Genomic DNA, 13,098 nt, shown 5'->3' with positions numbered 1-13,098 from the left:
TAAATCCACCCCTTTATTTAGTTCCCAAAACAATGGATATCGATGGTAAGACCTTAATTTATATCAGAGTACCAAGAGGCTCTCAAGTATGTAGGCATAATGGGCGAATTTGGGACAGGTCACATGAAGGAGATATCAACATCACAGACCAGTCAGAACAGGTTTACAAACTCTATGCTAGAAAGCAAGGGTCTTATTTTGTAAATAAGGTCTATCCCAAGATAGGTTTAGAGCATTTAGATGAAGAAGTCATAAACAAGGCTAGGACAAAAGCCCTAAGTCGTAATCAAAACCACCTATGGGATACCATGGATAATGAAGAACTCTTAAGAAGCACCAATTTAATCTTGCTTGACCCTGAAAGTAACCAAGAGGGGATTACTTTGGCAGGAATCCTTTTATTTGGGAAGGATTCTACTATTATGTCTGTTTTACCTCAACATAAGACAGATGCCATCTTTCGAGTTGTAAATAAAGACCGTTATGATGATCGAGATGTGGTGATAACCAACCTCATTGATTCCTATGATCGACTTTTAGCCTTTGGGCAAAAACATCTAAATGATTTATTTGTTCTAGATGGGACTTTAAATGTTAATGCAAGAGATATGATTTTAAGGGAGATAATATCCAACACCCTAGCCCATAGGGATTATTCTAGTGGCTTTCCAGCCAAGATGATTATAGATGATGAAAAAATCTTAGTTGAAAATAGTAATCTAGCCCATGGTTTAGGTATTTTGGATATAAAAAGATTTAAACCCTTTCCAAAAAACCCACCTATATCAAAAGTCTTTCGAGAAATTGGAATTGCTGATGAACTAGGCTCTGGTATGAGAAACACCTATAAATACGCAAAACTTTATTCAGGAGCCGAACCTGTTTTTGAAGAAGGAGATATTTTTAAAACCATCATTCCTCTTAAGGAAATTGCCACGAAAAAAGTGGGTGGGGAGACTGTCGTTCACGGTGACGCTCACGATGTCGTTCACGGTGACGCTCACGATGTCGTTCACGGTGACGCTCACGATGTCGTTCAGTCCAAGGAAGATTTAATAGACTTTATTATAGATAAGATAAGAGCTAACAATAAGATAACAAGAAAAGAAATAGCTGAACAAGCTGGTGTAAGTGAAAAAACTATTGAAAGACGAATTAAAGAAATAGAAAACCTAAGATATATTGGAAGTGGTAATAATGGATATTGGGAATTAGACGAATAAAAACTATTAAGAAAATTCTAGAGTTGTCAAACATATGTTACACAAGGTGCTTCTAAAATGGGCATGCTTATGTCTTAGCGTCTAACAAAAATAAACATTAAAAAAATTAAGTCTTGAAAGTTTCGCTTTTTCGACTGCGTTGGGCAAGAGCGTTGACATCAAGCTGTCTGGCTGTAGCCCAATGGTAACTTTCGCCACTGAGGATTAAATCTGTTTTGCGCAAATCTTCAATTGATTGACACGATAGGAGGAGTAAGGTTCGTTTAAGGGCTGAGGCCCAATCACCTACCCAATCAACGGTCGCATCAACACCTAATTGGTCCACCGAATGCAGAAATTTGCCTGCAATCCCACAACTTTTAGCGCCCAAAGCTAAAGCTTTGACGATGTCTAAAAAGTCGCGGATACCACCCGAAGCTAAAATGTTGATTTGATCTTGAAAATTCAGCGATTCTAGCAAAGCTTCTACACTGGTTTGCCCCCAGTTGGTCAAGCTTGAAAAGTCTAGCTGGTCATTGCGCTGATTTTCAATCTGAATAAAGTTGGTGCCACCACGTCCACCTAGGTCCACCGTTTGGACCCCTAATTCCTTTAGTTCTTGAAGGGTCTCTTGACTCATACCAAAGCCAACTTCTTTAACAATAACAGGCAACCCTAGGTCATCAACGATTTTTTGAATGTTTTCTTTCCAGTTTGAAAAATCACGATCCCCCTCTGGCATTACAACCTCTTGAGCGGTATTTAAATGAATCTGTAAGGCATCGGCTTGAACTAAGTCGACGGCTCTTTTGGCATTTTCCAGATCATGATGGGCTCCCAGGTTGGCTAAGATAAAGCCTTGGGGATTCATTTGACGAATAATGGTAAAGGAATCAGCCACTTGAGGGTCTTTAAGGGCAGCTGAAATAGAGCCGACCGCCATGGTTAAACCAGTACTTGCAGCAACTTGGGCTAAATGCTGATTGTAACTTTTTGTTTTAGGACTGCCACCTGTCATAGCATTTATATAAAAAGGTAAAGAATGTTTTTTACCTGCCCATTGAGTGGATAAATCAATTTGATGGATATGAAGACGACCCAGTGAATGGTGGACAAAACGGACGTCATCAAAGGAATTATTTTTTCTAGTCTTTTGTTGGTCTAAAGCATAACGCAGGTGGTCATCTTTACGATTGGTCGATAAAGAAGAAGTCATTATCTATTCAATCCTTTCTGAGCTTGATTGTGGGGCCACTTGAAGATTTAGGGGCACAATTCCTTGAACTTTCCATTGCTTGAGAATGCTCTCCTTGGTATTTATATCATAACCTAAGGCAATACCGCAATCTCCACCACCAGCCCCTGAACTCTTGCTAGCATAGCCATGTTGATTACCAATTTCAATCAGCTGATTTAAAGCAGCCGTTTCAATGGATAGGTTATAAGCCTTACCTAAGCCAAGTAGTAAGTTACGGTAATTACTGATGGCTTGTTGGATCAGGTCTGCTTGATTATTAATTAGTCCATCTTTTAATTGACGAACGACTGCAGGGGCTTGATCTATAAAGGCTTGGAAAGCTTGTGGCTGAGCAGATATTTGGTCTTTTAATTGTTTGACCAAATTGTCGGTAGAAGCCGTATGCTGAGTCCAGCCAATCAGGACTTGCAAGTCTTTAGAAACGGCTAAGTTTTCAATTATTAAATCTGGCCATTCTTGCTTTAATAAAGCCGTAATCGAAGGAGCGTTAGCGATCATTTCTTTTAAAAGCTTGCGATCAGGTGCCATATAATAGGTCCAACCACCAAAAGCGTTAGCAGCGATATCGCCAAAGCTACCAGAAGCTCCTAGACGCAGTTGACTGATAACGGCTAGGCGGTAGAGCCTCTCAGCTGAAAGCTTGATTTTGTGAAAGTTAAGTATAGCTTGGATGGTACCGACTGTTACGGCACCGCTAGAGCCTAGACCGTATTTTTTACCCGAGTCACTTAATAGTTGTGATCGAATGTGTAAATGAAAGTTTCGACTATTAAAGTTCGATTCTTGTAAGAAGGTGTGGGTCACCTTAGCTGCTTCTATCACGTAACGCCACTGGTCCAGTTGATCTTCTTCTAGGGAATAGTCTTCTGCAACTCTCAAGTGCGAATCATCTGTTTCTAAGCAAAGGGGCGCATAGCCTCCTTGATGGTTTTCAATCAGCCAGCCTTTCTTAGTCCTTTGACGGATTGTCAGCTCAAGGTACTGGTCGACTGCAATCAAGATAGCTGCTTGCTTAGGCGCCAAAACAGCGTATTCACCAGCAATATAGAGTTTGCCAGGGATTTTTATGGTTTGAGTTTGTGATGATTGAAGGCAATGCTTAGGATTCATGACGATCCTCCTAATGATTAATAAGCGGAATTGAGAAGGGTTGAGGTCCGGGGCGAGAGACAATAATTGTTTGCGGGTGAAAGTCTTGCCTCAACTTTTCTTGAATGGCAGGAATTTGACTGTAGGGACAGATGATTTTAACATTCGGTCCCGCATCCATGGTAAAGTAGGCAGTTAAGCCAGTCTTTCTCAGTTGGCGAACGGCTTCCATGGCCTTTAAGGATTCCGCTTGAAAGTAGCTAAAGCTTGGATTAGCTGCCAACATGGTTGCGTGCATCTTCATGGCATTATGTTCAGCGATTTGACCGATTTTTTGAATATCTCTAGCCTTAATGGCTGCCTTAATTAATGCTAAATCTTTAGCTACTTCCTCTGCCCATAAAGCGTAGAAAGGGGAAGTTTCAATGGTGTGTTGCATGGCTTGACGGCTGGAAAACTTTTTAGCCTTATGATTGACTACTAAAGCAATCATGCCAATGTCCCAATCGGCATCATCAAAAGCACGAGCAAAACTCGATTGAGAGTCCTCACCTTGTCCTTTTTCCCATTCCACAAAGCCGCCAAATAAAGAGCGAGAGGCAGAGCCTGAACCAAAGCGGGCCATGATTGAAAGTTCTTCTTGAGATAGATTGAGATTTAAGGCCTCATTACAGGCACAGGCTAAAGCAGCAAAGGCTGAGGCCGATGAAGCTAGACCCGCTGCAGTGGGGACGTGGTTGTAACTAATTACTCGTGCTTTTAAATCCGTGTTCTTGATTTGACGAAACGGGTCTAAAAAGCGCGAAATCTTTTGCCGCTCTTGGATAGATTGAGTTTGATCATTTAGGATAAATTGATCCTCGTCATAACTCTTAGAAAAATGCACTTGTGTTTGCGTATAAAAAGCCTCTAGCGTTAAAGAAAGGCTAGAGGTAACTGGCAACATCAAGTCTTGATTGCGTTTGCCCCAATACTTGATTAAAGCAATATTAGTATGGGCTTGAAAATTAGCAATAAAATCTTTAGTCATGATGTGACTCCTTTGCTTGTTCTGCTTTTGAAAGGTTAAGTAGCCATGTTTTTTCTGCACCGGCTTGTTCCATCGATTCAGCAATCATTTGGGCATGAGTTTGATCTTTAGCCAAGGCAATCACGCAACCGCCCATGCCACCACCGGTTAATTTAGCTCCTAAAGCGCCAGCTAACCAAGCGGCATTGACGATGTGGTCAAGGGAAGGGTTGGAAACACCTAATTGGTTGAGATAATAGTGGTTGTAAGTCATTAAACGACCCAGTTCAAGTGGATCTTTTTTACGAATCGCTAGGAAGGCTTGACGCACAAAAAACCCAATCGTTTCCATAGCGCCATTAACAAAGCTAGCCTTACTTTGTCTTAGTTGGGCAACGTGATTGACAGCTAATTTGGTCTGGCCAACTTGACCGGAATCAGCCACTACTAGATAAGCTTCTAAGTCCAAATCAAAATCACGAGCTTGCTGACTCTTACAGTATATAATAGATCGATTGGAAGAAGTTACTAGGGTATCTATCCCCGATGTTGATTGATGGGCAATCACTTCTGCTTCATTTGTAATCATGCGTAAGTGATAATCCTTGATGGTCTTACCATAATAGTCACAAACTGCTCGAATTAAAGCCACAGAAACAGCTGCTGAAGATCCCATACCACGCTCTTGTGGTATTTCAGATAGAATTTCAATATGAAGTGGTCTTTTGGGTAGTTGTTTGGAGTCTAAGGTTAGTTTTAAAGCCATCTTTAAATTATTTAAATGATCCGGTGCTTGTTCAAAAGCTCCCTTATAATAAGGACAGTGAATGGTTGAATAAGCGTAAGCAGAAGGTGTCACTTGGACTTTTACCTGACAGGGTTTGAAAGGAATGGCAATGGCCGGATAGTCATAAACCACGGCATGTTCACCCATTAAAATAATTTTAGAATGAGCAAATCCAAGGCCCAGCTTATTTTTTTTGCTTGAAGTTGATTTCAAAGAATAATGAGGTTTACCGAATGAATGGTTCATGAACTAGCTCCTTTCTGTAAAAGATATATATTAATGGTAGCGCTTATGCTAAAATAAGAGCCAAATTAACCATTAAAAAATACTGTTTCATTGGAGTATTTTAACACATATTACAAGAAGTTTGTATTAATTCATTATGAGACTTCAGTAGGAGGAAGATATGTATTTTGCAATGAACGATTATTATGCCACCTATAATCGTAAAGAATGGCAAGCTTTCCAATCGGAAAATTTAGAGATTTTACCGATTGATGAGCTGGCTAGTTTAGTGTCGCTCCAAGACCGTTTGACGCAAACAGATGTTAGAGAAATTTATGGTCCGTTATTACATTATATTGAAGCAGATTTTCAACATACCATGAAATACAATATGGCTAAACAGGAATTTTTTGCCATGGGGGAAGTGGACCCATTTGCATACCGCAAGGTGCCTTTCATCATTGGAATTTCAGGTTCAGTAGCTGTTGGCAAATCAACGACGGCTCGTTTGCTCCATCAATTGCTAAGTGAGACCTTCCCTAAACGGAAAGTGGAGTTAATCACTACCGATGGTTTTCTCTATCCAAATGAGGTTCTAGAACAAAGAGGGATGCTACACCGTAAAGGTTTTCCAGAGTCCTATGATATGTCCTTACTCTTAGAATTTATGACTCATATTAAGACGCAGACTTCTCCTTTCTCAGTACCAACCTATTCCCATCTATGTTATGACATTGTCAAAGGTCAGTATCAAATCATCAATAATCCGGACATTTTAATTGTGGAAGGGATTAATGTTTTGCAACTTCCTTCCAATCAACAAATCTATGTCAGTGATTTCTTTGATTTTTCGATCTATATGGATGCTGAACAAGAACTAATCCATAAGTGGTTTGTTGAGCGATTCTTGGTTCACTTACAAATGGCGAAAACAGATTCTTCTAATTATTATCATAAAATGAGTAATATGAGTCGAGAAGAAGCCATCGCTTATGCAGATAATGTTTGGTTTACCATCAACTTGCCTAACTTAATCCAACATATTAAGCCAACTCGTTCACGAGCGGATGTGGTCTTGCATAAGTCGGTTAATCACTATATCGACTATATTCACGTTAAAAAATACTAAAACTTATCTTTTGGCTGAATAGATTTAAAAGGCGAACAAAAAGGATAAATTCCGAATAAAAACTTGTAAAAACATACTTTCATTCGCTGAAGCATGATAGAATAAACGCAAGAGATAAAATTTAGGAGGAATACAATGGTAGAAGTAAGAAGACCTGAAGCTATGGAACGTATTTCAAGCCCAGAGATGGCTGAGAAATTTATTGAAGAACAAATTTCCTTAATCAGAGAACAAGTAGGCGACAAGAAAGTTCTATTAGCATTATCGGGAGGCGTGGATTCCTCTGTAGTAGCTGCATTATTAATTAAAGCCATTGGCAAACAATTAATCTGTGTCCATGTCAATCATGGCTTATTGCGTAAAGGCGAGCCAGAACAAGTAGTTGAAGTCTTTAAAAACCAAATGGATGCCAACTTAATTTATTCAGATAGTGTGGAGCGCTTCTTAACGAAATTAGAAGGCGTAACTGATCCTGAAGAAAAGCGGATGATTATCGGTAATGAATTTATCGAAGTTTTTGCTGAAGAAGCGCGCAAGTTAGAAGGCGTAGATTTCTTAGCTCAAGGAACTATCTGGCCCGATATTTTAGAAAGTGAAGACGGCATCAAAGCCCACCACAACGCGGGGGGGTTACCAGAAGACATGAACTTTGAATTAGTAGAACCCGTGCGGATTCTCTTCAAGGATGAAGTGCGTATAGTTGGTGAAACTTTGGGACTCCCTCATGAGATGGTCTACCGTCAACCCTTCCCAGGACCAGGTTTAGGCGTTCGTTGTTTGGGCGAAATTACTCGTGACCGTTTAGAAGCAGTCAGAGAATCAGATGCAATTTTACGCGAAGAATTTGCTAAGAACGGTCTGGCTGAAAAAGTATGGCAGTATTTTACCGTGGTACCTGATTTTAAATCAACTGGTATCAAAGACGGTAAGCGTACTTACGATTGGCCAGTTATTGTGCGTGCCGTCAATACCAAAGATGCAATGACAGCAACCGTCGAAAACATTCCATTCGATCTTATGCAACAGATTGTTGATCGCATTACCCACGAAGTGCCAGGCGTGAGTCGTGTACTTTATGACTTCACACCAAAACCGACAGGAACGATTGAGTGGGAGTAGTTTAAAGAATGATTTTAACTGATGTAGCAATATGTTTGAAATCAAAGCTTCTTTTTGATTCTAAATGATACATCTAAATATAAAGGCTTTTTGTCAAATCGGGTTGATGAGTAGGTGAGGTAACCGTGCGGTTACTTCGCCTCTTTTTTTATAGATTCAAATATATAATAAGCGAATAAGTGATTGGATCGATTGTATCTAAGGTCAATGTTAAGAAGCAACGCTTTTGGATGAGTGTTTTGATTGATATAAACGCATCATCAATAAAATTCTATTTTTAAAGTGTGAATAATTACGGTACCCAGAAGCATTGCGCTTAAGCACTTTGATTTTGTTGTTCAATCCTTCAATTGGCCCATTCGTTAAGGTCGGATCGGTAAAGGTATTTTGAATATAAGTGTGATAGTTTTTAAATGTTCTTAAAACGGTTTTTAGTGATTTTGGAAGAGGTAATGTTAGGCCATAATTGATTCAATGTTCAAATCGATCGATTTGAAGGTCTTCAAGGGCTTCTCTTAATTGATGAACGACCTCGTAAGTGACTTTTAATTCACTGCTTGATGCTAATAAATGATCAACAATGCCACTCGTGTGTGTTAGCCAGTCGAATAGTCGGTAGGATTGATACGTTGCATAACGAAGTTGATCTCTTGGTATCAATAGAAGTCGCCAATAGCGTTTATGTTTGTTATAAAGGCGTTTGTCTTTCGTTCTGAAAGTATTCATCACACGAATTCTTGTGCGATTTAATTCACGGTTCAAGGCTTGAATGAGATGAAATTTATCAATAATAATCTGTGCATTTGGAAAAGTTCTTTTAATTAAATCGATGTAAGGACGGTACATATCAATCGTAATCGTTTGGACAGATTGACGAGTTTCCAACGGAAACTGTTGGAAATAGTTCATCAATAGTGACTGCTTGCGATCAAAAGAAATATCAATTAAGCGATGCGTTTTAGCATCACAGTAAATAAAGATCATCGCTGCATTAATGCTTCGAACACTTTTGAATTCATCAAAACATAGATGGTTCGGTAATGTGTGCAATGGTTTGAATTGAAGGTGTTGTGCCACTTGATCGGTCACACGACGAACGGTATGAACAGAGACATGAACTAATTGGGCAATGTAAGATTCTGATATCGTGTGTGTTAATTGATCAGCGATATACCGTTTCAAATGATTGGATAAATGACAGTGACGAGCGACTTCTGGTGTTTGAGCGGTAAAAGATGAGTGACAAACTTTGCAGTAATAACGCTGTTTTTTCAAATTTAAATAAGTGGGATAGCCTGCCATTGGTGGTAATTGAATACGTGATGTACGCGTACCATTTTTAACAATGGAATAGTTAGCCGCTGGTTGACCACAACATGGACAACCATCAAGAGGTTCGATTAATTGACCAGATAACAGAAAAGACAATCGTCCTTTAATTGAACATTTTTCGAACTTTTGGTCATTTATTTTAATGTTTTTATCGTTTAATCCGAGTAAAGATGATATAATGTGAGTCATGGGACAGCTCTCCTTTATTATGGTTTTGTCGCTTATAATATACAGGAGATCTGTTCTTTTTTGTACCCTAAAATAAAAAATAGAGTTGAGGTCTTCGGCCATCAACCCTATAAATTATAGAACCAGAAATTCACCAAGTGGGGTTTCGATTCGGGTCAAACTTTATTATCAAAAGTGAGAGCAAATAGAAGGTGATTTTACCGAGAGGGTCACGGAAAACATTCCAAAAGAATGGCGAGAACCTGAACAGATAAAAATGGCCATAGAGTAGAAAAAAACGGGGATAAAATTTGTAACTTGTAACTAAGTTTTTAAAAGCCTATGAATTAGGCGAGTGAAAATCAGAAGTTAGTCCTAGCAAAAGTTTCAAGACTTATCAAGAAGATTTCTGCCTCATTGAAACACTTTTGAAAGTGCAGGTTACAGTTACAAACTCTCCTGTGTCAATTTTTCCAAGAAGATAAATTAGAAAATAAATTTTAAAAAATTGAATAAAAAATGAATAGCAAGCACAGCAAGTGAGTACTCACTTGCTAAAATGTTTCCGGTCAATTCATTTATAAATTTATATGCAAATTTTTAGGGATAACCCTAAGATCTTAGAAGTAATGAACAAAAACTAAAGAAACCCACTTCACAAACGTGCGTTAATAATATATAATTAAAGCGCGAAAGATGATAGGAGAGAAGCAATCATGAATAAAGAAAAAGACCTTTTAGAAAAATTATCTGATGAACATGGCTTAATCTTTGTAAGAGAAGCTGAAGCCAAAGGCATTGACCGATATAGACTATCTTACTTGGCTAAGGAAGATAAAATAGAACGAGTGGGTCATGGTGTTTATACTTTGAAAGATGAAATCATTGATGATTACGTCTTGCTTCAAAGAAGCAGCAAACGAGTGATTTATTCTTACCATACTGCCCTTTATTTTCATGATTTAGCTGACAGAGTGCCTTCCCAGATTCATATTTCTGTTCCCCAAGGTTACAATGCGTCCAGACTAAAAGAAAGATTTGATGACCTTGTTGTTCACTATGTAAAGATAGAACTTTTTGAATTAGGGAGAGAAATGACCACAAGTCCTCTAGGTGGAGAGATTATTCTATATGATGTCGAACGAACCATTTGTGATATTGTAAAAGACCAAAGGAATATCGATTCTCAAATTTTTACAGGAGCTATTAAAGAATATTTTGGTAGAGGAAATATCAACTTCAGAAAACTTATTAAGTATGCTAGAGCTTTAAAAGTCGAAGAAGAGATAAGACGTTATTTAGAGGTGATGATATGAGATCAAGTGAGCAAATAAAAGGGAAAATCAAGCACTTAGCCAAGACAAAAAAACTAAAGCCACAGGAAGTTTTTCAAATGTACTTTTTTGAAAGAGTCCTAGAAAGACTAGAAAAATCTTTCTACCGGCATTCCTTCATTATCAAGGGAGGACTTCTAATTTCTTCTCTCATTGGTATCGATAATCGCACGACCAAGGATATAGATGCGACGGTCAGAGGCATTACCTTAACGGAAGAAAATATTACTAAAATTGTGAAAGAAATTTTGGCAATTGATGTTCAAGATGGGATTGATTTTGTCTTTGAAGGGGTAAGAGAAATCAGAGAAAGCGATGAGTATGAAAATTACCGTATTAGCTTTTCGGCCCGCTATGGCAGAATTAATAATCCCATGAAGATGGATATCACCACAGGTGATGCTATTACACCAAAGGAAATGATTTATCAATACCCACTAATGTTTGATGAAGGTCATGTGGAAGTCATGGCTTATCCTTTGGAAACCATTTTGGCAGAAAAGATTGAAACCATCATCAGAAGAAACATTGCCACTACAAGGATGAGAGATTTTTATGATATCTATCTCTTGCGTAAACTTTATGGGGATAAAATTAACTTTAAAACTCTAGCACGTGCCATTGAGAATACGTCTAAGAAAAGAGAATCTTTAGATGATTTGGCTGATTATAAAGAAATTTTAGAAGATATATCGAGTGATGATTATCTTAAACAGCATTGGCAAAACTATCTTCAAGACAACCCTTATATCGGAGAGGTTGATTTAGATGATACCTTAGATGTTTTATCAGAAATATTCCAAAAGATAAGCAATTGATAGAAAAGTTTGTATGAAAATTATGAGTTAGTCCACCATTTTAGTGGGTTAGCTTTTTAAATTAGATTGAGGATAAAGAAACTTAAAAAAGAAGTATCACAATCTGAATGCTCTTTATGAAATCCTGATTTAGGACGCCATCTTCAAGAAAACATTTTAATCATACTAACTTATAATTCATTAGTGATACTAAAATGATACTATTCCTTTAAAAACAGAGGAAAATATGAGTAAAAACTAGATTCTATTCACAAAAGTGACTATTAAAAAACTTATAAATAGCCATTTCAAGTTTTCCATCAAGGAGTGGGAGTAATTTGATAAAAAGAATAATGGATCAATATCAGCGCTTTAAAAACGCAAATAAAAAATTTAAAGAAGAAAAAATAGTGTTAAGAATGGCTTCTACTTAGTTAGAATGAGCTAAAACTCTAGTCTATATGACTGGAGTTTTTTATATTTTTTCTAATTTAGACTATTAGAGTCATTATTAAGAAGTATAACAACAAGAATTTGTTTAAGATAATGAAAGATGATTCAAAGAAACGTGAGGAATCTATAGCATCTTACGAAAAAATATGGTGAGCAAAGAAAGACGACAGTAATAATTCATCACTGTCGTCTTTGATGTTTTTTCAAAAATATTAATTGCTATTATGAATTAAGTCATTATATTTACGCTTATTTACAAAAGCTTCAAACCCCATCCATGCTGCTAATACCAACCAAATAACTTTAGAGAGTAGTCTCATTAATGCAAAAGGAATTTCAAATATAAAGGAAGACCAGAACTGCCAGCCGGTCATTTCCCATAAGCCAGGTGTAAGAAATGCAGTCCTTGGGTTAAAAAGTGAATAACTGATATCTCCAGTAGAAAAGATAGTAAAGAAAAACAGAAATATAATAGACCAGTTTAGAGCTTGTTGGCTGTAGCGCTTGTATATTTCAGCATAGGACTCTTTATTTGAATAAATAAAGTCTTCTGAATTAGGATTATTTTGCTGAAAGTAATGCACACCGGAATTTTTCCTGCTTGAAACAACTGTCCATCCCATATCACTAAAAAGTTGAATGTAGTTTTGATATTCACTCGATTTCTCAAATTCACGATAATCAATCCGAGTAATAGGAACTTTATCATCAATTTTTTCAAACACAAAGCAAGCAGGGAACTTTTTATTTATAAAGCGATAACCTTCTTTTCTAAAGGAGTTAATCCAAGCTTCTTGTTTGTCTAAATCTTTGAATAAGAATACTTTCCTTTTTATAATTTGTTTCATTTTAGCTTTCTCCTCTCATCAGTTCTTCTGCAAGGTTAAGCAATTTGTGCATTCTCTTTGTTTCAGCTTCAATGACATCATAACCAGATTTAGTAATTTGGTAGACTTTGCGACGTTTGTCTTCGCTTTTTACCTCTTTAATCCAACCTTGTTTTAGTAAATTATCTAAGGCACCATACATGGTGCCAGGCGCAATTTTTACATTGTTATTACTAAGCCGATCAACTTCTTGCATTATTACATAGCCGTGTGCAGGTTTTATTAGTGACAACAAAATTAAATAAGTCGTTTCTGTTAAGGGTAAACTTGGGTGTCTAGGCATAATATTAGCTCCTTTATATCGTTAAA

At 37.5% G+C, this 13,098-nt stretch carries 10 protein-coding genes and 2 pseudogenes; 5 read left to right on the top strand and 7 right to left on the bottom strand.

Annotated features, from left to right (window positions below; genetic code table 11):
- Positions 1-1,223 (top strand): winged helix-turn-helix transcriptional regulator (locus ACQV18_RS07410; RefSeq protein WP_428892864.1); only part of this gene is annotated, 1,223 nt, incomplete at its 5' end.
- Positions 1,224-1,329: 106 nt separating this feature from the next.
- On the opposite strand, the gene fni is transcribed toward ACQV18_RS07410, so the two are convergent.
- Genes fni through mvk form a run of 4 tightly spaced genes read right to left on the bottom strand, consistent with a single transcriptional unit; the run spans position 1,330 to position 5,591 of the window.
- On the bottom strand, positions 1,330-2,418 hold the full coding sequence (gene fni / locus ACQV18_RS07405; RefSeq protein ID WP_428892863.1) for a type 2 isopentenyl-diphosphate Delta-isomerase: 1,089 nt from the start codon (positions 2,416-2,418) through the stop codon (positions 1,330-1,332).
- Positions 2,419-2,421: 3 nt separating this feature from the next.
- A complete protein-coding gene (locus ACQV18_RS07400; protein WP_428876171.1) occupies positions 2,422-3,570 on the bottom strand; it encodes a phosphomevalonate kinase in 1,149 nt (382 codons plus the stop codon).
- Between the two features lie 10 nt (positions 3,571-3,580).
- Complete coding sequence (gene mvaD / locus ACQV18_RS07395) at positions 3,581-4,579, bottom strand: diphosphomevalonate decarboxylase (protein ID WP_428876170.1); 999 nt, start codon at positions 4,577-4,579, stop codon at positions 3,581-3,583.
- Positions 4,572-5,591 carry a mevalonate kinase gene (gene mvk / locus ACQV18_RS07390; protein WP_428892861.1) on the bottom strand — a complete coding sequence of 340 codons (1,020 nt, stop codon included), beginning with the start codon at positions 5,589-5,591 and terminating at the stop codon, positions 4,572-4,574. The genes mvaD and mvk overlap by 8 nt, the downstream gene beginning before the upstream one ends.
- Before the next feature lie 160 nt (positions 5,592-5,751).
- Here mvk and coaA point away from each other — a divergent pair, with 160 nt between their 5' ends.
- Complete coding sequence (gene coaA, locus ACQV18_RS07385; protein WP_428892859.1) at positions 5,752-6,699, top strand: type I pantothenate kinase; 948 nt, start codon at positions 5,752-5,754, stop codon at positions 6,697-6,699.
- A 192-nt stretch (positions 6,700-6,891) separates the two neighbouring features.
- Positions 6,892-7,818 (top strand): annotated as a pseudogene (gene guaA / locus ACQV18_RS07380) (glutamine-hydrolyzing GMP synthase); the annotation flags it as partial.
- 210 nt (positions 7,819-8,028) lie between these two features.
- Here the strand turns inward: guaA and ACQV18_RS07375 are convergent.
- Positions 8,029-9,339 (bottom strand): annotated as a pseudogene (locus ACQV18_RS07375) (ISL3 family transposase).
- A gap of 695 nt (positions 9,340-10,034) precedes the next feature.
- Here ACQV18_RS07375 and ACQV18_RS07370 point away from each other — a divergent pair.
- Entirely contained in the window at positions 10,035-10,634 is a 600-nt protein-coding gene (locus ACQV18_RS07370) for a type IV toxin-antitoxin system AbiEi family antitoxin domain-containing protein (RefSeq protein ID WP_428875290.1), read from the top strand.
- A gap of 77 nt (positions 10,635-10,711) precedes the next feature.
- Positions 10,712-11,470 carry a nucleotidyl transferase AbiEii/AbiGii toxin family protein gene (locus ACQV18_RS07365; RefSeq protein WP_428892857.1) on the top strand — a complete coding sequence of 253 codons (759 nt, stop codon included), beginning with the start codon at positions 10,712-10,714 and terminating at the stop codon, positions 11,468-11,470.
- A 644-nt stretch (positions 11,471-12,114) separates the two neighbouring features.
- Here ACQV18_RS07365 and ACQV18_RS07360 read toward each other — a convergent pair.
- Positions 12,115-12,750: a DUF2812 domain-containing protein gene (locus tag ACQV18_RS07360; protein WP_428892855.1), complete on the bottom strand. Its 636-nt coding sequence runs from the start codon at positions 12,748-12,750 to the stop codon at positions 12,115-12,117.
- Position 12,751: 1 nt separating this feature from the next.
- Positions 12,752-13,072 carry a PadR family transcriptional regulator gene (locus tag ACQV18_RS07355; protein WP_428892854.1) on the bottom strand — a complete coding sequence of 107 codons (321 nt, stop codon included), beginning with the start codon at positions 13,070-13,072 and terminating at the stop codon, positions 12,752-12,754.
- Between the last annotated feature and the right edge of the window lie 26 nt (positions 13,073-13,098).

The sequence above is a fragment of the Facklamia sp. P9177 genome (genome assembly GCF_050409585.1).
Taxonomy (GTDB): domain Bacteria; phylum Bacillota; class Bacilli; order Lactobacillales; family Aerococcaceae; genus Facklamia.
Note: the sequence above shows the minus strand (reverse complement) of the source record. Positions and strands in the feature narration are given on the sequence as shown.

Excerpts from the sequence above, each read along its gene's own strand:
- mvaD (WP_428876170.1), bottom strand. The coding sequence starts at position 4,579 with ATGACTAAAGATTTTATTGCTAATTTTCAAGCCCATACTAATATTGCT.
- ACQV18_RS07400 (WP_428876171.1), bottom strand. The coding sequence starts at position 3,570 with ATGAATCCTAAGCATTGCCTTCAATCATCACAAACTCAAACCATAAAA.
- ACQV18_RS07355 (WP_428892854.1), bottom strand. The coding sequence starts at position 13,072 with ATGCCTAGACACCCAAGTTTACCCTTAACAGAAACGACTTATTTAATT.
- ACQV18_RS07365 (WP_428892857.1), top strand. The coding sequence starts at position 10,712 with ATGTACTTTTTTGAAAGAGTCCTAGAAAGACTAGAAAAATCTTTCTAC.
- coaA (WP_428892859.1), top strand. The coding sequence starts at position 5,752 with ATGTATTTTGCAATGAACGATTATTATGCCACCTATAATCGTAAAGAA.
- fni (WP_428892863.1), bottom strand. The coding sequence starts at position 2,418 with ATGACTTCTTCTTTATCGACCAATCGTAAAGATGACCACCTGCGTTAT.
- mvk (WP_428892861.1), bottom strand. The coding sequence starts at position 5,591 with ATGAACCATTCATTCGGTAAACCTCATTATTCTTTGAAATCAACTTCA.
- ACQV18_RS07370 (WP_428875290.1), top strand. The coding sequence starts at position 10,035 with ATGAATAAAGAAAAAGACCTTTTAGAAAAATTATCTGATGAACATGGC.
- ACQV18_RS07360 (WP_428892855.1), bottom strand. The coding sequence starts at position 12,750 with ATGAAACAAATTATAAAAAGGAAAGTATTCTTATTCAAAGATTTAGAC.